Origin of the sequence: Giesbergeria sp., from assembly GCF_028686475.1 — a bacterium.
Lineage (GTDB): Bacteria > Pseudomonadota > Gammaproteobacteria > Burkholderiales > Burkholderiaceae_C > Simplicispira.
Genome location: NZ_JAQUCA010000006.1, coordinates 64,331 through 87,183 on the forward strand (window position 1 = coordinate 64,331; position 22,853 = coordinate 87,183).

Below are 22,853 nucleotides of genomic sequence, written 5' to 3' on the forward strand. Positions count from 1 at the left end.
CCCTTTTTATTGCCGTGCCGTGCGTATATTGCGTGGTAAAGCCTGTGGGTGGCTGGTGCGAAAGGGGTTGATGTCCAAACCGCCCCGGCGCGTGTAACGGGCATACACCGTCAGTTTGATGGGTTTGCACTGTTGGCGAATATCCATAAAGATGCGCTCGACGCATTGCTCATGAAATTCATTGTGGTTGCGAAAACTAACGATGTATTGCAACAGGCTTTCTTGGTCTATCTGGGGGCCGCTGTATGCAATCTGCACGCTGCCCCAATCGGGTTGACCGGTCACCAAGCAATTGCTTTTGAGCAGATGACTGACCAGCACCTCACTGACGGGCGGCTCGTTCAATTGGGCGCGCAACAAGTCGGGTGCCGGTTGGTAGCGCGTGCATTCAATGTCCAGCCGGTCTAGCAGCAGGCCATCGAGTTCATGCACTGGCTCACGGTCAAACAGTTCGGGCAGCAGCAGTTTGACCCCGACGGTGGCAGCGCGCTCGCTGCCGCGCCAAACGGCATCGCTGATATCGGCACGGATGCGCGCTTGCACTTCGGAGGCATCGGCAAAACGGGTGTTGTTAAAACTGTTCAGGTAGAGCTTGAATGATTTGCTTTCCACCAAGTTGGGGGTTTCGCAGGGCACGGTGATATGCGCCAGCGCCACTTGGGGTTTACCGCGCAGATTGAGCCAAGACAACTCAAACGCCGTCCACAAGTCTGCACCAAAAAAGGGCGGCTCTGCGCTGATGCCCAGTTCGTTGCGTTTATCGCGGCGTGCAATCGGAAACAGCAAACTGGGGTCGTATTGGTCGGCATAGGCGGTGGCCTTGCCCAGTTGGGAGTATTCAGGGGTGTTGGTGTGGTTGGACATAAAATTTGGGGGAAATCGCACGAAATCGTACGCTAAGCCAGTTTCCACCTGCCCTTAGTGGGGGCGCTTGCGGTGCGGTATGGACATCGTACCCACCTCACCATCCAAAAGCGCCTGATCCTGCTCGGCCTCGGGCCACAGTACCGGAAAGTAAAAGCGCAGTGCATGACGAGGAATAGCGAAACGTAAACTTCCGTAGGGCGAGTGGGTGGCCACGAATCCGCGTTGCAGCAGGGCCGATACCAGGGATGTGGCCAGGCGGTCGCCCAGACCGGTCATGGTCTTGAAATCAGCACGACCCAGCTCGCCTTGGGTGGCAAACAGATAGTGCAATGGCATTAGTGCCTCGGTACGCACGCCCGACTTCACCACAGCGGCCTCAAAAGTCAGTGCAGCCTGGATGCGGTCGCGCATCCCTTGACACCATCGCACTGCCGTCCGAAAGCCGAAGGTCATCGGCTGGCAAACCGCCGAACAGTTCCCGGTGCAACCAAGACAGCGCATCGGCGGAGTACAGCCAGCGTGCGACCTCGTCGCCCAAGACCGCCCGTTTGGCATCCAGCTCGACCTCGCAGTGGGCCTCGGTTTGGATATGGGCCACCGCCAGCCGCTGCTTGCGTGTCAAATCGCTGGCTTGCTCCAGCAAGGGCCCCATGAGCGCCTCGGATGGCAGCAGCGGTTCAAACTGGTGCGGGGAGTCGTATCGCGTGATAATTTGCGTCTTCATCTGCGACATTCTATGTACCCACATTTAGCTATGAAATAAGACTAAATGCTCTCATTTTTTGCGACATAGATAGCGGAGATAGCAGTCGTCTCAGAATTCGGAATTGGGGTCGCTTTAAAAAACGGAATTTAAAGCACGATTTTTCCGAATTCTGCGATGCCCCTAAAAGCTTTCCCAATCGCTATCGTTTTGTAGCGCAGTTTTGGCGCGCGATGCAGCAGGGGGAGGTGGCAGTGCGGTGGCCGTGGCTTTGCGCGGTGCGGGCATGGCTGCTGGCCGCCGTGCAGGTGGGCGCGGCATGGCGGGGGCGGTGGACAGGTTGGACATGCGCGGTGCAGCGGCATAGTTGCTGGCCGTGCTTGCATAGCTGCTGCGCCTGGCCCCTGAGGCTGTTGGCGGCAGCAGCCATTTCCTCGACCAAGGCGGCGTTTTGCTGCGTGGCTTGGTTCATTTGCGTCACGGCTTGGCCCACTTCAATCACGCCGGCGCTTTGTTCGGAGCTGGCGGCGCTGATTTCGCCCATGATGTCGGTCACTTGCTTGATGCTGCTGACCACCTTGTCCATAGTTTGGCCGGCCTTGTCCACCAAGGCGGTGCCTTGGCCGACGCGCTCGACGCTGTCATCGATCAGGGTTTTGATTTCTTTGGCCGCAGCCGCACTGCGTCCGGCCAAGGCGCGCACCTCACTGGCCACCACGGCAAAGCCCCGGCCTTGTTCACCGCCTTCGACCGCCACGTTGCTGGCCTGCTGCGCCAGCTGGTTGGCTGTGCGCGCGTTGTCGGCGTTTTGGCGCACCGTGCCACCCAAATGCTCCATGCTGGAGGCGGTTTGCTCTAGCGCGCTGGCTTGGCTTTCGGTACGCGCCGACAGGTCTTGGTTGCCTTGGGCGATTTGGCTGCTGGCCGTGGCCACCGATTCGGAGCCACTACGCACCGTGCCCACGACGCGGATGAGCGAGCTTTGCATCTCGTTCATGGCTACCAGCAGGGTGCCGATTTCATCGCGGTACTGGGCGTGGATGGGTTGGCTTAAATCGCCTTGGGTGATATGGTGCGCCACCTCTACCGCTTGGTGCAGCGGTGTGGTGATAGAGCGCACGATGAGTACGCTCAAGACCACGGTAGCGCCCACGGCAATCAGCACCAAAATAATGGTTTGCACCTGCGCTGCGCTGTACGCCGCAGTAGAGGCTTGCGCCGCTTTGCTGCTGCCTTGCTCGTTAATTTTTGCCAGTTTTTCTACGTCTTCTTGTAAGCTATCGAAAACTTGCTTACCTTCACCTTCAAACAGCACGCGCGCCTCTTCATTGAGATTTTGGCTGCTGAGAGCCAAGACTTTTTTATGCAGCTCTTGCAGCTGTTGCCACTTACCCAGATAGATGCGATAAATTTCTTTTTCGCTAGGCTCGGTAATCAGGGCCTCAAAGGCTTGACGGGTCTTTTCTACCGTAGCTCTGCGTTGTTCGATCAGCGTTTCTAACCGACTCATGGCCTCGGGCTGGGTGTTCATGATGTGGTTGGCCAAGGCCAAACGCAGATGGCTATGCTCAAAGCGCAGCGTTTTTACTGTCGCAACGGCGGGTAACCAAACTGAAGCAACCTCATCGGCTGCATCGTGCATTTGCCGCATTTTGAGCAGCGATGCGCCCGCCAGCAGCAATAGCAGCAGCACAATCAAGCCAAAGGCGGCCGATAAGCGGCTGCCGATTTTCCAATTTCCCATATTCTTTACCTCTGTTGTTGTTGTTGTTGGCGAAAAGATTTTTAATCTGAAACATGGCTGGGTGCGGCCAAGGCTGGGCCTGTGCGGCGCGCAACGCTGCTGCGCTGGCTGCCATTGGCCAATTGGAACACCGACACGGTTTGCACCAACTCTTGCGCCTGCACTTTCAAGCTGCTGGCAGCGGCGGCCATCTCTTCGACCAAAGCGGCGTTTTGCTGGGTTACTTGGTCCATTTGCATCACGGCTTCGCCCACTTGGGCCACCCCCGCGCTTTGTTGTGCGCTGGCGCTGCTGATTTCGCCCATGATGTCAGTGACGCGCTGGATGGCACTGACCACCTCGGTCATGGTGCTACCGGCTTGGTCCACTTGGCTGGCCCCCAGCTCTACCCGGCCCACGCTGGCATCAATCAGGGCCTTGATTTCTTTGGCGGCGTTGGCCGAGCGGCCCGCCAGACTACGCACCTCAGCCGCCACCACGGCAAAGCCTCGGCCTTGCTCACCGGCGCGCGCGGCCTCGACGGCAGCATTGAGCGCCAAGATGTTGGTTTGGAAGGCGATGCCATCAATCACGCTGATGATGTCGGCAATTTTGCGCGAGCTGTCGTTGATTTCTTTCATGGTGGCAATCACGCGGCCCACGGCCTCGCCGCCCTGTACGGCGACACCCGAGGCATGGCGTGCCAAATCATTGGCTTGGCGCGCATGGTCGGCGTTTTGCGTGACGGCAGAACCCAATTGCGACATCGAAGCGGCAGTTTCTTCTAGGGCGCTGGCTTGGCTTTCGGTACGGCCAGACAGGTCTTGGTTGCCTTGGGCAATTTGGCTGCTGGCAGTGGCTACACCTTCGGCCCCTTCGCGCACCTTGGCCACCACACCCGCCAAGCCCTGCTGCATTTGCTGCAATTGGGCCATCAGGCTGCTTTGGTCGTTGGGCTGCACCACCACCGGTTGGCTCAAATCCCCTTGGGCCACCTGGGTGGCAATCAGGGCGGCCTGTTCAGGCTCGCCACCAATCGGGCGTATCACTAAATGCTGCACGGCCCAGGCCAAGGCCAGCAGCACCAACACCAAGCTGACACTGCCCAAGCCAGCGGCCAACCAACGCTGTTGGTACACCGCCGCCATGACTTCTTTTTGCGGCACGGTAACCGCAAAAGACCAAGGATTTTTGCTATTACCGATGTGCAAGGGCACATAAATGCGCGAGACCTCTTCGTTACCCAAATGGCCGCTGGCACTTTGGGTCCGCAGTGTTTGACCGGCTGCAATCGCTTGCAGCGCCTGTGCGCGCTCGGGCAGGTTGCCTAGTGGCTGTCCAAGCCGACTGCTATCGACATCACCCAAAAAGATGCCACTGTGTGACAGCAAACTGGCATAGCCGCGCTCAAATACTTTGACTTGGGCCGTGACTTTTTGCAGGCTCTCTAACGCTAAATCGACACCCACTACTCCGACAAAACGGCCTTCGATGTGAACGGGCACCACCAAACTGGTGATAAGCATCTCTTTGCCCGCTACGGTGTATTTGTAAGGCTCTATCAGGGTTTCTTGGCCGGTTTTTTGCGGCAAGAGGTAGTAGTCACCTGCGCCCGGTTTGGTGTAATCGGTGAGGGGTTCTACCACCAGTTGACCGCTGCCACGGTTCCAGTAGGGCACATAGCGCCCGGTGGCATCGTGCCCTGGTTGGTTGGCATATTCATTGTCTTTGCCATCAAAGGCATTGGGTTCCCAGCCCGACCACACCCCCAGAAACGCCGGGTTACCCGCCAGCACCCCTTTGAGCAAGGCATCGGCGTTGGCACGATTGGCCAAGCCTGCCACCTTGAGCTGGCCCAGCGCGTGCGCCAAAGTGCGCGCTGCATCCATGCCACGCTCCAACTCGGCCGTGGCTTTGTGGCCCTCGCTGATGGCCAGTTGCTCGGTATAGCTCCAAGTGGTTTCTTGTTGCAGTTTGCCGGTTTGCTGGGTCAGTGCTGTCAGTATCAGGACATAACCTGCCAACAGAATCAGGGCGACCAGCAACAGCAATCTAGCGCGCAGGCTCAGCTTGTGGGATGTGGGCATTTTGTTTGCTCCAGAAGAAAAAATTTAACTGAACTCACGTTCGCGTAGCCATTTGGTCGCAATCCATTTCTCGCCTGCTTGCACGGGCGCGCCGCCGTGCAGGGTACGGGTACTGGGGTGGGGCAAGGGGTAGCTAAAGAACACCGCATTGCCGCGCTGCGCCATCACTTCTAGGCCCACATCGGGGAAGGTGGTGCCGCCGCCACGCTCGGGGGTGTTGAGGTACAACACAAAAGTGCCGACACGCTGGCCACCACGGGCCAAAATGCGCGGCGTACCGGGCTGGGCTGGGTCAAAATAGTCGTAATGGGGTTTGTATTCGGCACCGGGACGGTAGTGCAGCACTTGGATGCCCTCGCCGTTTTCTACCGGCCAGTGGGCCAAACGGGCCAAACGGGCTTCAATGCGTGCCATCAATTCACTCTCGCCACGCTGAAAGAACATGCCATCGCTGGTGCGGTCGGCATTGACTTCTTCGCCGCCGGTTTGGGTGGCCACGGTCAGGGAGCGTGCCATGCGTGGACGCGCCGCGTCGATCAGGGCCTCGCATTCTTCGGGCGATAGCACATTGCCCAACACCACCACGCGCGGCAGCGCCAGCGACAACAGCACCTCCACCTGACGGTCTCCGGCATCCAGATAGCTAGGGGCACCGTGCAGCACAATATCGGGGGCGGCTTGATCGGGGGCCAAAATGCCCTCGTGGTAGCCCACTTCGTTCAGGTGGGCGCGTAAGGTTTCTTCTAGGGCCTGCATCGCCACCGCTTCTTGCCAGCCGGATGCCATCATGGCCTGTATCAGTGCCGGGGCACCGATGTTGGCTTGGGCTTGGCTGACAATCCAGTGGCGCAACTCAGGCGTAATGGCAGGTGCAGCAGCGGGGCGCGCCGCTTGAACAGAGGATGCTGTGGTGGGGGTGGTGAATGGTGCCATGAGAGTCTCGCTGATGTAACATTGTCTTACATTGAGCGCCGCCGAAACACCAATCGATGAGTGTCGGAAGCGTGCGGGTCAAAAGCATAGCCTTCTGCGGCAAAGCCTAGCAATTGTTCGGGCTGGGTGGCACGCTGCACAATGGCATGGCGTGCCATCAGGCCGCGTGCGCGTTTGGCATGGAAGCTGACGATGTGGTAGCGCCCTCCTTTCCATTCTTCAAATACACATTCAACGATGCGCGCGTGCAGAGCGCGGGTATCAACGGCCTTGAAATACTCTTGCGAAGCCAAATTGAGCAGCACCGGAGCCGGTTCATGGGCCAACTGGGCTTGCAAATGTGTCGCAATTTTTGTGCCCCAAAACTGGTACAGGTTGTTGCCGTTGGGGTTTTGCAAGCGGGTGCCCATCTCTAGCCGATAGGGCTGCATCCAATCTAAGGGGCGCAGTACGCCATACAGACCACTCAGGATGCGTAGATGCTGCTGCGCCCAGTCTAGGTCGGTGCTGGCTAGGCTGCGCGCCTCCAATCCGTCATAGACATCGCCATTAAAGGCCAACAGCGCTTGGCGTGCATTGCTGGCCGTGAACTGGGGCGACCACGCGGCATAACGGGCAACGTTCAGGGCGGCCAAAGCATCGCTGATTTTCATCAGGGCCGCTAAATCTTGTGGGGCCAGTGGGCGCAAAAGGTCTATCAGCGCTTGGCTTTCGGGCAAAAAAGCGGGCAAGCTGTGTGGCCAGTCGGCGGGTACGGTGGTGTCGTAGTCCAAGGATTTGGCGGGGGAGAGCAGTATCAACATAAGCCCACTCGGCAGAAAAAAGCAGAAAAAAAGCGCCCGTCTGCATTACACAGACTGGCGCTGGAGCCATTCAGCTGCTGGCGGCCAGGTAGCAGGCCGCCAGCAGCACAGGGGCTTTAGGCTTGCGGGGCTTCTTGCTCAAACGGCAACACCAAGGCACGCAAATCGCGGCGCGTTTCTACCAACACCAAGGGGCCTTCGTCTGGCACTACGGGGGCGGGGCGTTGGCGGGGCACATGCACTGGGCGTGGTTCGGCGGCAATGGCCGCTTGTACGGCGGCTACCTTTTCTGGGTCAGATTGCACCCATTGCAGGCCGACCGCTTGGGCCAAGGCTTGCATTTCAGCCACTGGCAAGACAAAGGCTTGCACTGGCGCTGGCTGCGGGGCGACTAGTACCACCGGGGCTTCTGGCACCTCTGGCACTGCTTCTGGTGCCTCTGGCACTGCGGCGCTTGGTGTTGCTGCCACTTCCACCACTTCCACTTCCACCTCTGCTGGTGCGGGGCTGGGTGCAGGTGCAACGGCTGGCTCTTGTGGCGTTGCCGCTTCTTCGGGTGCCACCACAGCTACCACCACAGGGCTGGGGCTGGCGGCAGGCGCAAAGTAGCTGCGACGCACCGGCTGCTGCGCGTCGGCTTCTGGCAGGTCGGCCAGTACGGGCGCTGCCGGTGCGGGGGGCTGCTGCTCATCGGCGGCGGCAGACTGGGCTGCTGCTTCAGGGCGCTCTGTGCGCTCAGGGCGGTCACCACGTTCACCGCGTTCACCACGCTGGCGGTCACGGCCATAGCGATCCCGGGAGCGGCGCTCGCGGCGCTCTTCGGGGGCCGCTGGGGCTGCTGTTTCTGCATCCTCTGGGGCTGCTGCGGTTACTGGCTCGGCGCTGGCGTTGAACTCGGCGGCTTCGGTGCTGCGTGCAGAGCGCTCACGGCCTTCTGGGCGGGCAGGGCGCTCGTTGCGGTCACGGCGCGCAGACTCGTTGCGCGGGGCGCGCTCAGGGCGTGGCTCGTAGGCTGGCGCTTCGGTCACCGAATCCAATGGAGTTTGTACCACATCAAGGTCTAGCGCCTGCTCGTTGGGCGTGCGCTGCTCATTGCGGCCTCGGCTGGGGCCACGGGGTTCGCGGCGTTCGCTGTCAAAGCGTTCCGACTCACGCGGGGCGCGCGGCTCGTAGCTGCTGTTGCGGCTATCGGGGCTGTTGCGCTCAGGGCGCTCGGCACGGTCTGGGCGCTCGGCGCGCTCATTGCGGCGGCTGCTGTTAGCGCTGCGCTCGGGGCGCTCGTAGCGTTCAGCGCGCTCGGTGCGGTCTGGGCGGTCGTTGCGTTCGCCACGGCGTGGGCGCGCTTCGTTGCTGCGTTCAGCACCACGGCGCGGCTCGCGCACGCTGGCTGGGGCCGGGGCGGGTGCTGCCACAGGAGCGAGTCGGCGGCCAAAGCCAAACAAGCGCTTGAGCCAGGCAAAGAAGCCACGTTCTTGCGGTTCAGGGGCCGGGGCTGGGGCCGGGCCGGGGCGCGCTGGGCCGCGTGCTGGGCGGCTGGCTGCCTCGGGGCGCGGTGCCGCTTGGGGGGCGGGCGCGTCGGGCAGCACGCCGCGAATCAGCGGGGTTTGCTTGTTGGTAGGCTCTTGTGAGCGACGCGTGACGGCGGTCGGGTCTTCAAAGTCTTCGGCCAGCTTGTAGCTGGGTTCCACCACGTCTAAACGGGGGTCATCGTGCTTGAGGCGCTCTAAGCGGTAGTTGGGGGTTTCTAGGGTTTTGTTGGGCACCATCAGCACATTGACGCGCTGTTTCAGCTCAATTTTAGAAATTTCGGTGCGCTTTTCATTGAGCAAGAAGCTGGCCACCTCGACCGGCACTTGGCAATGCACGGCGGCGGTGTTGTCCTTCATGGACTCTTCTTGGATGATGCGTAAAATTTGCAGCGCCGATGATTCGGTGTCGCGGATATGGCCCGAGCCGCCACAACGTGGGCAGGGGATGGACGAGCCTTCCGACAGCGCCGGTTTGAGGCGCTGGCGGCTCATCTCCATCAGGCCAAATTTGCTGATAGTGCCAAACTGCACCCGCGCCCGGTCTTGGCGCAAGGCATCGCGCAGGCGGTTTTCTACTTCGCGCCGATTCTTGCTTTCCTCCATGTCGATGAAGTCAATCACCACCAAACCACCCAAATCGCGCAGGCGCATTTGGCGCGCTACTTCGTCTGCCGCTTCGAGGTTGGTGCGTAGCGCCGTTTCTTCGATGTCGCCGCCCTTGATAGCACGCGCCGAGTTCACATCCACCGACACCAGCGCCTCGGTGTGGTCAATCACGATGGCACCACCGCTGGGCAATTGCACCGTGCGCGCATAGGCCGATTCAATTTGGTGCTCAATTTGGAAGCGCGAGAACAGCGCGGCATCGTCGCGGTAGCGCTTGACGCGGCTGGCATGTTCGGGCATGACGTGCGCCATGAACTGCTGCGCCTGTTCATAAATGTCGTCGGTGTCGATGAGGATGTCACCGATGTCGGCATTGAAATAATCGCGAATGGCGCGAATCACCAAGCTCGATTCTTGGTAAATCAGGAACGCCCCCTTGCCCGCCTTGGCCGCGCCGTCAATGGCGTTCCAGAGTTTGAGCAGGTAGTTCAAATCCCATTGCAACTCAGGCGCGGTGCGGCCAATACCGGCGGTGCGCGCGATGATGCTCATCCCGTTGGGGTATTCGAGCTGGTCCATCGCCTCTTTGAGTTCAGCCCGGTCTTCGCCCTCAATGCGGCGCGAAACACCACCACCGCGTGGGTTGTTGGGCATCAGCACCACATAACGCCCGGCCAAGCTGATGAAAGTGGTCAGGGCGGCGCCTTTGTTGCCACGCTCTTCTTTTTCGACTTGGATGAGCAGCTCTTGGCCTTCGCGAATGACATCGTGGATGCGCGCTTGGCTAGGTGCAACACCCGAAGCAAAGTATTGCTTAGAGATTTCTTTGAACGGCAAAAAGCCGTGGCGGTCTTCGCCGTAATCGACAAAGCAAGCCTCTAGGCTAGGCTCCACGCGCGTCACCACCGCTTTGTAGATGTTGCCCTTGCGCTGCTCGCGCCCTTCAATCTCGATTTCATAATCCAGCAACTTTTGACCATCGACAATGGCCAAACGGCGTTCTTCGGGCTGGGTGGCGTTAATCAGCATCCGCTTCATGATGCGTTTCCTTTTTTGACTGGGGCCGCCAGCGCCGCAACCGAGGTTGCCGGGCTACCGACCCATGATTCCAAACAACAGGCCCACGATGGGCCAACGATGCCTGAACTGACACCTTGAAACGAGGGGGAATTGCCGGGTATGCCGTGGGCCGCTGGACGGGGTTAGCGCAGCGGCGGCAACAGGGGCGGGTGGATGGGAGCGGGCCTGAAAATCTGTAGCTTTGCCATTACAACAATGGCTGCTGGCGCAGGCAGGATAATAGGCACTGGCAGGCGATTGCACGCCCATAGCGGCGGCATAAGCCATCGCTCTAGGGTCTGAAACAATATTGCCAGCGTCAACATATTCGCTTTGATCCGCTGGCAGTTGCGCCCCCGTGGGGTGAACTGCCAGATGGGGTATTCCGTATCTGTATTTCAAGGGTATCAGTCTGCCGTGCATCATGCGGGCCAAGGCAGGCAACTGGCCTGCTATCTGCGTGCATGATGCCCACTGGCATCGACCTGCCTGCGCGGGGCAAAATGGCCGTGTGGACTAAACTCCAGACGAATCAACCACTTACAAAACACTGCACAGGTGACCAAGATTATAGGCGGCAAAACCCCACCAGCCCGGCATAGGGATAGCCCTTGCCCCCCCGTTTCTACCCCAGCTGGCACACCAGCGGCGCGCCAGTTGCTGGTCGATGCCGACTCTGGCGGCCAGCGCTTAGACAACTTTTTGATGCGCCACCTCAAGGGCGTACCCAAGACCCATGTCTATCGCATCATTCGCAGTGGCGAAGTCCGCATCAACAAGGGCCGCGCCAGCGCCGATACGCGCGTGCAAGCAGGCGACAGCGTGCGCCTGCCGCCAGTGCGGGTGTCAGAAAAAATGGCCGACAAAGCCGCCCACCCGGCCCCGGCGCGCGAGTTTCCGTTGCTGTACGAAGACGAGCATCTGCTGGCCATTGACAAGCCCGCTGGCGTGGCCGTGCATGGCGGCAGTGGCGTGAGTTTCGGCGTGATTGAGCAATTGCGCCAAGCGCGGCCCCAAGCCAAGTTTTTAGAACTGGTACACCGCCTGGACCGCGAAACCTCGGGCATCTTGTTGGTGGCCAAAAAGCGCAGCGCCCTCACGCACCTGCAAGACCAATTCCGCGAGCGCGAAACCGGCAAAACCTATTTGGCGCTGGTACAAGGGCTTTGGCCCGCCAAGCTCAAGGTGATTGACACCCCATTGCACAAATACCTGCTGCCCGACGGCGAACGCCGTGTGCGCGTCACCAGCGCAGAAGACCCGGATGGAATGCGCTCGATTACGCTGGTGAAGGTGCGTGCCACAGCGGCAGCACGTCCGGCGCAAGGTTTACCGGCCATGAGCTTGTTAGAAGTGACGATTAAAACCGGGCGCACGCACCAAATTCGCGTCCATTTGGCCGCCCAAGGCCACCCGATTGCCGGGGACGATAAATATGGCGATTTCGATTGGAACAAACGCTTACAAAAAGCCGGGCTAAAACGCATGTTTCTGCACGCTTGGCGCTTGCAATTTACCCACCCAGCCAGCGGCGAGCGTTTGCAATTGCTGGCCGAGTTGCCGCCAGAATTGCAAGCCTTTGCGCCTGCACCCGCCTGAAGTCTTTACCAATCGAGCGTGCAGCTATCGCCCACCGCATCGCGCCACACGCGCACCCGGCATGGCGCGGGCTGCATGTCGGCCAGTGCTTTGGCAATGAACAGGCACAGGTTCTCCAGCGTGGCCGGGCCAAGGTTGGGCACTTCGTCCAGCAGGTGGTGGTCTAGTTGTTCGCGCAGCAGCGCTAAACGCTGGCGCAGATGGCCAAGGTCTATCACCATGCCAGTGCTAGGGTTGCGTGGCCCCGAGATAAACACTTCGGCATGGTAGGTGTGGCCGTGGATGCGGCGGCTGCCTTCGGCCTCTATCTCGCGTTGCAAGGTATGGGCCGCATCAAAGAAAAAACGTTGGCTAACGGTCAGTTGCATGGTGGTGTCTGAAAAAATCTTAACGAATGCCAGTCAGTTTGTGCGTTTGCAGGCTCAAGCGCCAAGCCGGGCGCTCTAGGCAGGTGGCAATACACAAGGCAATGTGTTCGGCCTGCGCCGCATCGTCCAAGGGCTGCAAAAAGCGATGGGCAAACGGGCCGCTGGCTTCTAAAGCATCCAAATCCAAACCAGCTTGCGGCCAGACCACTTTCAGCTCTTGGCCTTGCCGTTGCACCCAATCGGTGCCCGCTTTCGGGCTAACGCACAGCCAGTCAATGCCGGGCGGCGCAAGCATGGTGCCGTTGGTCTCGACCGCAATCCGAAACTGCTGGGCGTGCAGCGCTGCAATCAAGGCCGTATCGACTTGTAGCAGTGGCTCGCCGCCAGTTAAAACGACCAAACGATGGGTGCTGTCATGGGCTGGCCACAGGGCTGCAATTTGCGCCGCCAAAGCATGGGCGCTGTCAAATTTGCCACCCAAGGTGCCATCGGTACCGACAAAATCGGTATCGCAAAAGCGACACAGCGCGCTGGCCCGGTCTTGGGGACGGCCTGTCCAGAGATTGCAGCCCGCAAAACGGCAAAAAACGGCAGGCTGGCCTGCTTGGGCACCTTCGCCTTGCAAGGTATAAAAAATTTCCTTAACGGAGTAACTCATGGATGGGTGCTGGAACGGTTATATCTTTGCGTAGCGCGATGTGGCAACGGCTTGCGAGTCTATGCCATACTGCCCGCAAAATAATGCCCCCTTGCAATGCCCACACTGGCCAGCTCTTTGCTTGCACCACCAACATGCCCGCCCACCCCTCTGCCAAGCTTGATTTTTCTGACCCGCACGCTGGCCCCACAGCGCCACGCTTACGTCATGTGTTTGCCAAACCACGGCAGGTCTTGAGCGCCCACCATGCAGCAGAGGTGCCGGGGCTACTCAACGCGGTACAACAGGCGGCGCAGCAGGGCGCTTGGTGCTTGGGTTACTTGCGCTACGAGGCCGCCGCCGCTTTTGATGCAGCTTTACAAACGCACCCAGCCAGCGGCCCGCTGGCATGGTTTGCGCTATATGAGCCGCCCCCCCTTTGGCCAGCGCTAGATGGCAAAATCAGCACAACCAGCCCTTCATCGCCTGATTTGCACTGGCAGCAAACCCTCAGTCGCCCCAGCTTTGCTGCCGCCGTGCAGCAAATTCAGCAAGCGATTGCAGCAGGCGAGTATTACCAAGTCAACTACACCACACAATTGCAAGCCGCCCTCAAGCAACCGGCGCAACCGGCAGCAGCGCTGGCCCTGTTTGCTGCCTTGCAACGCGCGCAACCGGGCGGCTATGCGCTTTATTTGGATACTGGGGTTGAACAAATTTTGTCGGTATCCCCCGAGTTGTTTTTCGATTGGCACCAACAAACCGCTGGCGGTCAGATACTGGCCCGCCCCATGAAAGGCACCGCGCCGCGCGGCAACACCCCAGAGCAAGATGCTGCCCAAGCTGCCGCTTTGCGTGCCAGCCCAAAAGAGCGCGCCGAAAACGTGATGATTGTCGATTTACTGCGTAATGACCTATCACGCATGGCCAGTCCCGGCAGCGTGCAAGTGCCACGCTTGTTCCATACCGAAGCCTTGCCCAGCGTCTGGCAGATGACCTCGGACGTGCAAGCCCGCACCCGCGCTGGCACCACGCTGGCCCAAGTCTTTGCTGCGCTGTTTCCGTGTGGCTCTATCACCGGAGCGCCCAAAGTGCGCGCCATGCAAGCCATCAAACAACTAGAGACTACGCCGCGTGGCATTTATTGTGGTGCCTTGGGTCTGGTGCGCCCAGACGGCGCGGGCGGTATCCGCGCCACCTTCAATGTACCGATTCGCACCGTGGTGCTGCAAGGCCAGCACGCCTACTGTGGCATTGGCAGTGGCATCACCGCCAGCGCCCAAGCCGGGGCAGAATGGCAAGAATGGCGTTACAAACGCACTTTTGTGGAGCAAGCCAGCATGGCTTTTGATTTGTTAGAAACCTTGGCCCTAGAGCAAGGCCAATGGCGGCACGGCCACGCGCATTTGGCCCGCTTGCACGGTGCTGCACAGTATTTTTCTTACCCTTGGGATGCCGCCCAAGTGCAACAATGCCTCAACGATTTGGCCCAAGCCCACCCGACAGGCCGTTGGCGCGTGCGCGTGCTGCTCAATGCCCAAGGACAAGCCAGCGCCCAAGCCTTTCCCTTAGAACCCACTCCGGCCAAAGTGCAATTGCAATTGGCATCCCAGCACTTGCCCGAGGCCGATAGCCCCTTTGTGCGTTACAAAACCACCCGCCGAGGACATTACGATGCCTTTGCGCCCACCGTTGCGGGCATCTACGACACCATCTTGTACAACGAGGCCGAGCAAATCACCGAATGCACCCGTGGCAACCTGGCCATGCTGTTGGATGGTGAGTGGGTCACACCGGCATTGGACTGTGGCTTGTTGCCGGGCGTGGGCCGTGCCGTAGCCTTGCGCGATGGGCGCTTGCGCGAAGCGGTAGTGCGCCGCCAAGATGTGCCGCGCATCCAAGCCTGGGCCTTTTTGAACAGCCTGCGCGGCTGGATAGCTGCCGATTTGGTCTAGTACCCAACAAAAGCCCAACAAAAAAGCCAACCCGCCGGGTTGGCTTTTGAGAGAAAAACATGGTGCGGCTGGCGGGGATCGAACCCACGACCCTTGGCTTCGGAGGCCAATACTCTATCCACTGAGCTACAGCCGCTCACAGATTGGCGCAAGGCCAATCTCGCGCATTATCGCATGGCTGCAAGCCCTGCCAGCGCACCGTCCCCAGCAATCGCTGGCGCTTGCGCGCCAGCAGCAAGGATGCACCCATATAATCCGGGGTTATTTTTCAGCCTACCCACTTCCCCCGATCTTTGCGAGGACGTCATGCGCGCCAATCCCCACAAAAAACACCCCCACCGCTCCCGAGGTTCGCTGTCTTCCGTCATGCTAACGCTGGTGCTGCCCGTTGCCGTGGTAGTTGCCTTGATCGCCACGGCCTACGTCAAGACCAACCCCACTGAACCCAAAAGCCGCCTAGACAACAACGAGCAAAGCGTGGCCAGCCGCATCCAAAAAGTGGGCACCGTGGCCATCCGCGAGGCCGCCAAAGCCCTGCGTAGCGGCGAAGAAGTTTATACCGCCCAATGCTCGGCCTGCCATGCTGCGGGCACCGTGGGCGCACCCAAGTTTGGCGATGCGGGTGCTTGGGGTCCCCGCTTGGGCGCAGGTTTTGATGCCTTGGTGCAATCGGCCCTCAAAGGCAAAAATGCGATGGGTGCCCAAGGCGGTGGCGAGTTCAATGACCTCGAAATCAGCCGTGCCGTGGCCTATATGGCCAATGCTGGCGGCGGCAAATTTGCCATGCCCGGCCCCGCAGCTGGCGATGCACCCGCTGCCCCAGCGCAGTAAACATCCCCCGATTAGCACAAAGGCCGGCTTTATGCCGGCTTTTTTCTTTGTTATCCCCGCTTTTTTAATCCACCATGACACCATCCCCAACCCCAGCAGCCCCCACCCCCCAAGCCATCACCGTGCATGAAGCATCGCGCGTCCTAGAAGTTGCGTTTTCAGATGGCGCCGTGTTTCGTATTCCATTCGAGTTGATGCGCGTGGCCTCGCCCTCGGCCGAAGTGCAAGGCCACGGCCCCGGCCAAGAAACCTTGCAAACCGGCAAACGGGATGTGACGCTGCTGGCCCTAGAGCCGGTGGGCCATTACGCCGTACAACCACATTTTTCCGATGGCCACCGCAGTGGCATTTTTACTTGGGCCTATCTGTACCAATTGGGCCGCGACCAAGAACAACTTTGGCAAAATTACTTGCAACGCTTGGCCGCCGCCGGATTAGAGCGCGATGCCCCCATGCCCACGCGCAATACCGCTGGCAGTGGCAACAGCGGCTGTGCCAGCCAGTAAAGTGCGCTTTTTACCACCACCCCCGCGCGCCATACCCGGAAAGTTTGCAGGGTTGTCGCCACAGCAGATAGCATCAGCACCATGAGTACCACCCATTTTGGCTTTGAATCGGTTGACGAACGCGAAAAGGCCCAGCGCGTGCGCGGCGTATTCAACTCCGTTGCCCCCAAATACGACCTGATGAACGACCTGATGTCCGCCGGACTGCACCGCGTTTGGAAGGCTTACACCATCATGGTGGCCAACCTGCGCGAAGGCAGCCAAGTGCTAGACATTGCCGGGGGCACTGGCGATTTGGCACGCGCCTTTGCCAAAAAAGTAGGCAGCAGTGGCCGCGTGGTACACACCGACATCAACGAAGCCATGCTGCGCGTAGGGCGCGACCGGCTCCTAGACGAAGGCGTGGCCCTGCCCACCTTGGTTTGTGATGCCGAGCAATTGCCATTTCCGGATAATCATTTCGATGTGGTCAGTGTTGCTTTTGGCCTACGCAACATGACGCACAAAGACGAGGCACTGGCCGAGATGTGCCGCGTACTCAAACCCAAGGGCAAATTGTTGGTGTTGGAGTTCTCCAAAGTGGCCCAACCCCTGAGCAAAGCCTACGATTGGTACTCGTTCAACGTACTGCCCAAGTTGGGGCAACTGATTGCAGGTGATGCCGACAGCTACCGCTATTTGGCCGAATCCATCCGTATGCACCCCGGCCAACAAGAACTTAAAACCATGATGCACGAAGCTGGTTTTGGCCATGTCGACTACCACAACCTGACTGGTGGCGTGGTAGCGCTGCATGTTGGCATCAAGTGTTGAACCCAAGGAGAAAGCACCCATGAAAAAACTCTGGCCCGCCCTGCTGCTGGCAATCGCTGTCATCGTGGCCCACCCCGAGGCTGAAGCCAAACGCTTGGGCGGTGGCAAATCGGTCGGGCAACAATCCAGCAACGTCACCCAGCGCGAAGCCACACCCGGCGCGCCCACACAAAACTTCAACCAAGCCGCCCCGCGCCCAGCCAACGCCGCACCTGCAGCCCCGGCTGCGGCCCCCAAGAAGCCTTGGGGCGCTATGCTAGGCGGCTTGGCCGCTGGTTTGGGCTTGGCTTGGCTGGCGCACTCCTTGGGCTTTGGCGAAGGGTTGGCCCAATTTCTGATGTTTGCTCTGCTGGCCGTCGCCGTGTTGGCCGTGGTCGGGCTGGTGCTGCGTAAACGCCAAGCAACCAATACAGCCAGTGCTTTGCCGTTTGCCTTTCAGGGCGCAGGGGCTGGCGCACCCGGCAATGCGCCGGTGTTGCGCGACTACAACCCGGATAAAGTGGGCAACGATGCCTCGGCGCGCCCGTGGGAGCGCAACAGCATGTCATTCGAAAACAGCCGCCCTGCCTCTGGTGGCTCCATGATTGGCTCGGCACTGTCGGGTTCACAAAACTGGGGCATTCCAGAAGGTTTTGACACGGCCGGTTTCGTCGAAGCAGCCAAACGCAACTTCATCACCCTGCAAGCGGCTTGGGATCGCTCCGACGTGACCACCCTGCGCTCCATGATGACCGATAGCATGTTGGCCGAAATCCGCAGCCAACTGGCCGAACGCGAAACCCACCGGGGCGAGCAGCAACCCAACCAAACTGATGTGGTGATGTTAGAAGCCCAATTGCTGGGCATTGAAGACTTGGGCGATGCCTACATGGCCAGCGTCGAGTTCTCCGGCCTGATTCGTGAAGAAGCCTCAGCTGGGCCTAATCCATTCCGCGAAGTATGGAACATGACTAAGCCCAAAACCGGCAGCAGCGGCTGGTTGGTGGCTGGTGTGCAAGCCTTGCAATAACAACACCAGCGCAACGCTGGGTGCGCTTCAGGAATAATCGGGGACTATGGCAACACCACAGTCCCCTTTTTCTATTCTTGGCAGCGTTTTCGAGCGCCTTGCCCCCGGGCTTGTCCCGCCCCCTTGGCTGGTACACGAGGTGCAGCACCGCGCCGTGCTGCTGCTCAACCATGTGCTACAGCAAGAACCTGCGGCGATGGAGCGCCTAGAGCGCCAGTCTGGGCGCATCGTGCAGGTGCAATGGCGACACTTTTTTGTCACATTGCAAGTCACACCCGCAGGTTTGTTCGATACCGCTGATGACGACATCACCCCTGATTTGCGCCTAGAGGTCATGCAAGACTCGCCCTTGGGTTTGGCCCAATTGGCACTGCGTGGCGAGCGCCCCGCAGTGCGGATTGATGGCGATGTGCAGTTTGCCGGAGACATCCAATGGCTGTCCGACAACCTGCGCTGGGACATCGAAGAAGACTTAGCCCGCCTGCTGGGCGATGTGCCTGCCCGTACCCTGTGCGACGGTGCGCGTGGCTTAGCGCAAGCCTTGCGCCAATTTGTCGGCAACCGCATGGCAGCGGCACAGGGCATGGACAGCGCCGCAGCACACAGCCCCGGTGCAGCACCCACTTGGTCGGACGACCGCACCATCCCATGAACCGCTGGTTTCGGGGTGCTACCATCGTTTGGGTAGCGCTGCGTTATGGTTTAGATGAACTGGTGCTGAATAGCTTTCAGCACCGCTGGCTGCATTTGCTGGCGCGTGTGGTCTCGGTCGGGCGCAACCTGCGCGCACCGCGCGGCCAGCGCCTGCGCGAAGCCTTGGAGCGCCTAGGGCCGATTTTTGTCAAATTTGGCCAAGTGCTTTCTACCCGGCGCGATTTGCTACCACCCGACATTGCCGATGAATTGGCCTTACTGCAAGACCGCGTACCGCCGTTTGACTCCAACGTGGCCGTGGCCACGATTGAACGCGCCTTTGGCAAACCCTTGGCCGAAGTGTTTGTCTCGTTTGAGCGAGTGCCGGTAGCCAGTGCCTCGATTGCCCAAGTCCACTTTGCCTCCCTGCGCGATCGGCACGGCCAATTGCACGAGGTAGCAGTCAAGGTGTTGCGCCCCGGTATGTTGCCCGTCATTGACAAAGACTTGGCGCTAATGAAAATGATGGCCGGTTGGTTAGAAAGCCTATCCAGCGATGGCAAACGCCTCAAACCGCGCGAAGTCGTGGCCGAGTTTGACAATTATTTACACGACGAGCTGGATTTGGTGCGCGAAGCCGCCAACGCGGCCCAACTGCGGCGCAACATGGACGGCTTGGACTTGGTGTTGATTCCAGAGATTTACTGGGACTTTTGCCACCCCGAAGTCATGGTGATGCAGCGCATGTACGGTGTGCCCATCAGCCAAGTGGACAAACTGCGCGAGGCCGGGGTGGATATTCCCAAACTGGCACGCGACGGCGTGACTATTTTCTTTACCCAGGTGTTCCGTGATGGCTTTTTCCATGCCGATATGCACCCCGGCAATATCCAAGTCAGCTTGGCCCCAGAAACCCTAGGGCGCTACATCTCTTTAGACTTTGGCATTGTCGGTTCCCTGACCGAGATTGACAAAGAATATCTGGCGCAAAACTTTACTGCGTTCTTCCGGCGCGACTACAAGCGCGTGGCCGAATTGCACATTGAAAGCGGCTGGGTACCGCCAGAGACGCGCGTCAATGACCTAGAAGCCGCCATCCGCACCGTCTGCGAGCCTTATTTCGATCGCCCACTGAAAGAGATCTCCTTGGGCATGGTATTGATGCGGCTGTTCCAAACCTCACGGCGCTTCAATGTCGAAATCCAACCGCAACTGGTGCTGCTGCAAAAAACACTGCTCAACATTGAGGGCTTGGGCCGCCAGCTCGACCCCGAGCTAGACTTGTGGAGCACCGCCAAACCCTTCTTAGAGAAGTGGATGCTCGACCAAATGGGGCCACAGCGTCTGTGGCAAGAGTTGCGCGCCCAAGCACCGCATTACGCCAAACTATTGCCTGCGCTCCCACGCCTGCTGTACGAGCAAATGCAGCAACGCAGCGCCAAAACCACAGCCCCGAGTGAGCTACAACAACTGCTGCAAGAACAACGCCGCACCAATCGCTTATTGCAAGCCTTGCTGTATAGCGGCGGCGGTTTTGTGCTCGGCCTATTGGTGATGCAATTCATTATTCGGGTGCGGGTGTTTTAGTTTGGGCGCTTGCCCGCATAATGCGCGGCATTTTTCACTTCCGGCTTGGCGGAGTTGCCCATGCTGATTACCTTCATCGCTCTGTATTTGCTGGCCTCCATTGCTGTGGGCCTGTTTGCTGCCACCAAGGTACATAACACCGCCGACTACGCCGTGGCAGGGCGCAGCCTGCCGCTGGCGGTGGTGATTGCCACCACCTTTGCCACCTGGTTTGGCTCGGAAACGGTGCTGGGCGTGTCCGCCCGGTTTGTTGATAAGGGTTTGGGGGCGGTGGTGGAAGACCCGTTTGGTGCTTCGATGTGTTTGGTACTGGTGGGGCTGTTTTTTGCCTACAAGCTGTACCAGAAAAACCTGATTACGCTGGGCGATTACTACCGCCAGCGTTATGGCCGTGCGGTAGAAGTACTGTGTTCCATCATCATTATTTTTAGTTACTTGGGCTGGGTGGCGGCGCAAATTACCGCCTTGGGTTTGGTGTTTAACCTGCTCACGCAGGGGGCCATGTCTATTACTGTGGGCATGGTGGTTGGCACGCTGGTGGTGCTGGTCTATACCCTGTACGGTGGCATGTGGTCGGTCGCCCTGACCGATTTTGTGCAAATGATTGTGATTGGCTTGGGCCTGATTGCCATTGCTTGGTTTGCTGCTGATTTGGCCGGTGGGGCCGACAAGGTGGTGGATTTCGCCGCGCGCGAGGGCAAGTTCCAATTCTTTCCGCAAGACGGCGGTTTTAAAGAGTGGAGCTTCTTCATCGCTTCGGCCATCACTATGATGTTGGGTTCAATTCCACAGCAAGACGTGTTTCAGCGCGTGATGTCATCCGACAGCGCGCGCACCGCCCGCATTGGCCCGGTGATTGGTGGCTTGCTTTATCTGCTGTTTGCCTTTATCCCCATGTTTGTCGTGGCCTCGGCGGTGCTCATCATGCCCGACACCGCCCGTGCCTTGTTGCAAGACGACCCACAAAAGATTTTGCCCACGCTGGTGATGGAACGCATGCCCTTGGTGCTGCAAATTGCCTTTTTTGGTGCTTTGCTGTCGGCCATCATGTCCACGGCCTCGGCCACCTTGTTGGCCCCTTCCACCGCTTTTGTCGAAAACATCTTGCGCAATCTGCGCCCCGGCATGAGCGATGCCCTGACGCTCAAGGCCATGCGGATGTCAGTATTGGTATTTACCGCTTGTGTGCTTACCTATGCTATCACCATGCAAGGCACCTCCATTTACGAGATGGTGTCGGGCGCTTACCAAGTGCCACTGGTAGGGGCTTTTATCCCCTTGGTGTTTGGCCTGTACTGGCAGCGCGCCACCACCCAAGGGGCTTTGCTGGCGGTGGTATTGGGCTTGGGCGTTTGGTTGCTGTTCATTGCCAGCCCGATGCTGTCTGAGGCTTTTCCACAGCAGTTAGCGGGCTTGTTGGCCGCCTTGGTGGGGATGTTGGCTGGCTCTTTGCTGCCGCAGTTCATCCCCGACCACAAGGGCCATGTGCCACACTACCAAGGCAGCCCAGCCCACTAAGCTTTGGGGGTTAGCGCAGTGACACCGCAGCGTCAAGAGGGCAGCCTATAATTGAAGGCTTTGCACTTTCAGTCCAGGCCCAAAGTAATATGCCTATTTATGCCTACAAATGCGGCTCCTGTGGCCATGCCAAGGATGTGCTGCAAAAAATGTCCGATGCGCCCCTCACGCAGTGCCCGGCTTGTGGCGCCGACAGCTTCAGCAAACAAGTGACGGCGGCCGGTTTCCAGCTCAAAGGTTCGGGTTGGTACGTGACCGACTTCCGTGGCGGCAGCGGCGGCACTGCCGCACCCGCCACCAGCGATAAAACCGGCGCTACTACCGATACGGCAACCCCCAGCAGCACCGAGGCGGCCAAGCCGACCCCCACCACCGACAGCGCCAGCAGCGCCGCCCCCCCTACCAAAGCCTAAAGTGTTGCCCATGTCTGCCCTACGCAAATGGCTGTTCACCGGCCTGCTGGTGATTGTTCCTGGAGCGATCACGCTATCGGTGCTCAACTGGATTGTGGGGCTGCTCGACCAAACGCTGCTTATCCTGCCGCAAGACTGGCACCCCGACAAAGTATTGGGCTTTCATATGCCCGGCTTTGGGGTGCTGCTCACACTGCTGATTTTGCTTACCGTGGGCGCTTTTGCCAGCAATTTTGCTGGCCGTAAATTGGTGCAGTGGGGCGATGCGGTCGTGCATCGCATTCCGGTGGTGCGCTCGATTTACTCCAGCGTCAAGCAGGTATCGGATACGCTGTTTTCTGAAAGCGGCAATGCCTTTCGCACGGCAGTGCTGGTGCAGTGGCCACGCGAAGGCGTTTGGACGCTGGGCTTCATCACTGGCGCACCGGCAGGAGAAGTAGCCAGCTACCTGCGCGACGAGTTTGTCAGTGTCTATGTGCCCACCACGCCCAACCCCACGGGCGGTTATTTTGTCATGGTGCGTAAAAGCGAATGCGTCGAGCTGGAAATGAGCGTCGATGCGGCGCTGCGCTACATTGTCTCTATGGGGGTGGTAGCCCCTGTTGATCCCTTGGCGGTGGCTGCGGCCCAGCTACCCCCCAACCCCTAACGCGCCTGCAACGGCGCTGGAAGTT

The 22,853-nt window shown here is 59.4% G+C and carries 21 protein-coding genes and 1 tRNA gene; 11 read left to right on the top strand and 11 right to left on the bottom strand.

Features of this window, described 5'->3' with window-relative positions; genetic code table 11:
- Window positions 1-6: 6 nt before the first annotated feature.
- From queF to PHX60_RS05930, 8 genes are all read right to left on the bottom strand, one after another.
- The gene (gene queF / locus PHX60_RS05895; RefSeq protein WP_300075778.1) at window positions 7-864 is read right to left on the bottom strand and encodes an NADPH-dependent 7-cyano-7-deazaguanine reductase QueF; all 858 of its coding nucleotides are present in this window, start codon (window positions 862-864) and stop codon (window positions 7-9) included.
- Window positions 865-918: 54 nt separating this feature from the next.
- Window positions 919-1,278: a hypothetical protein gene (locus PHX60_RS05900; RefSeq protein ID WP_300075780.1), complete on the bottom strand. Its 360-nt coding sequence runs from the start codon at window positions 1,276-1,278 to the stop codon at window positions 919-921.
- Window positions 1,244-1,591, bottom strand: coding sequence for a hypothetical protein (locus PHX60_RS05905; RefSeq protein WP_300075782.1), 348 nt, complete (start codon window positions 1,589-1,591; stop codon window positions 1,244-1,246). The genes PHX60_RS05900 and PHX60_RS05905 overlap by 35 nt, the downstream gene beginning before the upstream one ends.
- 181 nt (window positions 1,592-1,772) lie before the next feature.
- Entirely contained in the window at window positions 1,773-3,314 is a 1,542-nt protein-coding gene (locus tag PHX60_RS05910) for an MCP four helix bundle domain-containing protein (protein WP_300075784.1), read from the bottom strand.
- A 41-nt stretch (window positions 3,315-3,355) separates the two neighbouring features.
- Window positions 3,356-5,380, bottom strand: coding sequence for a methyl-accepting chemotaxis protein (locus tag PHX60_RS05915; protein WP_300075786.1), 2,025 nt, complete (start codon window positions 5,378-5,380; stop codon window positions 3,356-3,358).
- Window positions 5,381-5,404: 24 nt separating this feature from the next.
- Window positions 5,405-6,313, bottom strand: coding sequence for a 2OG-Fe(II) oxygenase (locus tag PHX60_RS05920; protein ID WP_300075788.1), 909 nt, complete (start codon window positions 6,311-6,313; stop codon window positions 5,405-5,407).
- Window positions 6,314-6,339: 26 nt separating this feature from the next.
- Window positions 6,340-7,116 carry a peroxide stress protein YaaA gene (gene yaaA, locus PHX60_RS05925; RefSeq protein WP_300075790.1) on the bottom strand — a complete coding sequence of 259 codons (777 nt, stop codon included), beginning with the start codon at window positions 7,114-7,116 and terminating at the stop codon, window positions 6,340-6,342.
- A gap of 116 nt (window positions 7,117-7,232) precedes the next feature.
- Window positions 7,233-10,289: an Rne/Rng family ribonuclease gene (locus PHX60_RS05930; protein ID WP_300075792.1), complete on the bottom strand. Its 3,057-nt coding sequence runs from the start codon at window positions 10,287-10,289 to the stop codon at window positions 7,233-7,235.
- Between the two features lie 678 nt (window positions 10,290-10,967).
- Here PHX60_RS05930 and PHX60_RS05935 point away from each other — a divergent pair.
- Window positions 10,968-11,909 carry an RluA family pseudouridine synthase gene (locus PHX60_RS05935; RefSeq protein ID WP_366144335.1) on the top strand — a complete coding sequence of 314 codons (942 nt, stop codon included), beginning with the start codon at window positions 10,968-10,970 and terminating at the stop codon, window positions 11,907-11,909.
- A gap of 5 nt (window positions 11,910-11,914) precedes the next feature.
- Here the strand turns inward: PHX60_RS05935 and PHX60_RS05940 are convergent, their stop codons facing one another.
- Together PHX60_RS05940 and queE are read right to left on the bottom strand one after the other, a co-directional pair.
- The gene (locus PHX60_RS05940) at window positions 11,915-12,277 is read right to left on the bottom strand and encodes a 6-carboxytetrahydropterin synthase (RefSeq protein WP_300075796.1); all 363 of its coding nucleotides are present in this window, start codon (window positions 12,275-12,277) and stop codon (window positions 11,915-11,917) included.
- A gap of 19 nt (window positions 12,278-12,296) precedes the next feature.
- Complete coding sequence (gene queE, locus PHX60_RS05945) at window positions 12,297-12,935, bottom strand: 7-carboxy-7-deazaguanine synthase (protein ID WP_300075798.1); 639 nt, start codon at window positions 12,933-12,935, stop codon at window positions 12,297-12,299.
- 134 nt (window positions 12,936-13,069) lie between these two features.
- Between queE and PHX60_RS05950 the strand changes: the two genes are divergently transcribed.
- Window positions 13,070-14,869: a bifunctional anthranilate synthase component I family protein/class IV aminotransferase gene (locus PHX60_RS05950; RefSeq protein WP_300075800.1), complete on the top strand. Its 1,800-nt coding sequence runs from the start codon at window positions 13,070-13,072 to the stop codon at window positions 14,867-14,869.
- 60 nt (window positions 14,870-14,929) lie between these two features.
- Here PHX60_RS05950 and PHX60_RS05955 read toward each other — a convergent pair.
- Window positions 14,930-15,005: transfer RNA gene (locus tag PHX60_RS05955), tRNA-Arg, on the bottom strand.
- Between the two features lie 170 nt (window positions 15,006-15,175).
- On the opposite strand from PHX60_RS05955, the gene PHX60_RS05960 reads away from it, so the two are divergent.
- The 9 genes from PHX60_RS05960 to PHX60_RS06000 all read left to right on the top strand — a co-directional run bounded on the left by PHX60_RS05960 (window position 15,176) and on the right by PHX60_RS06000 (window position 22,828).
- Window positions 15,176-15,700 carry a c-type cytochrome gene (locus PHX60_RS05960; protein ID WP_300075802.1) on the top strand — a complete coding sequence of 175 codons (525 nt, stop codon included), beginning with the start codon at window positions 15,176-15,178 and terminating at the stop codon, window positions 15,698-15,700.
- A 74-nt stretch (window positions 15,701-15,774) separates the two neighbouring features.
- Window positions 15,775-16,206: a DUF971 domain-containing protein gene (locus tag PHX60_RS05965; RefSeq protein WP_300075804.1), complete on the top strand. Its 432-nt coding sequence runs from the start codon at window positions 15,775-15,777 to the stop codon at window positions 16,204-16,206.
- An 81-nt stretch (window positions 16,207-16,287) separates the two neighbouring features.
- Window positions 16,288-17,019, top strand: a complete 732-nt coding sequence (ubiE, locus tag PHX60_RS05970) for a bifunctional demethylmenaquinone methyltransferase/2-methoxy-6-polyprenyl-1,4-benzoquinol methylase UbiE (protein WP_300075806.1) — start codon at window positions 16,288-16,290, stop codon at window positions 17,017-17,019.
- A 19-nt stretch (window positions 17,020-17,038) separates the two neighbouring features.
- Window positions 17,039-18,028 carry a Tim44-like domain-containing protein gene (locus PHX60_RS05975; RefSeq protein WP_300075807.1) on the top strand — a complete coding sequence of 330 codons (990 nt, stop codon included), beginning with the start codon at window positions 17,039-17,041 and terminating at the stop codon, window positions 18,026-18,028.
- A 46-nt stretch (window positions 18,029-18,074) separates the two neighbouring features.
- Entirely contained in the window at window positions 18,075-18,680 is a 606-nt protein-coding gene (locus PHX60_RS05980; protein ID WP_300075809.1) for a hypothetical protein, read from the top strand.
- A complete protein-coding gene (gene ubiB / locus PHX60_RS05985; protein ID WP_300075810.1) occupies window positions 18,677-20,248 on the top strand; it encodes a ubiquinone biosynthesis regulatory protein kinase UbiB in 1,572 nt (523 codons plus the stop codon). Before PHX60_RS05980 ends, ubiB begins: the two co-directional genes overlap by 4 nt.
- Window positions 20,249-20,308: 60 nt before the next feature.
- Entirely contained in the window at window positions 20,309-21,766 is a 1,458-nt protein-coding gene (locus PHX60_RS05990; protein ID WP_300075812.1) for a sodium:solute symporter family protein, read from the top strand.
- An 89-nt stretch (window positions 21,767-21,855) separates the two neighbouring features.
- Complete coding sequence (locus PHX60_RS05995; protein ID WP_300075814.1) at window positions 21,856-22,179, top strand: FmdB family zinc ribbon protein; 324 nt, start codon at window positions 21,856-21,858, stop codon at window positions 22,177-22,179.
- Window positions 22,180-22,189: 10 nt separating this feature from the next.
- Window positions 22,190-22,828, top strand: coding sequence for a DUF502 domain-containing protein (locus PHX60_RS06000; RefSeq protein ID WP_300075816.1), 639 nt, complete (start codon window positions 22,190-22,192; stop codon window positions 22,826-22,828).
- Window positions 22,829-22,853: the final 25 nt, after the last annotated feature.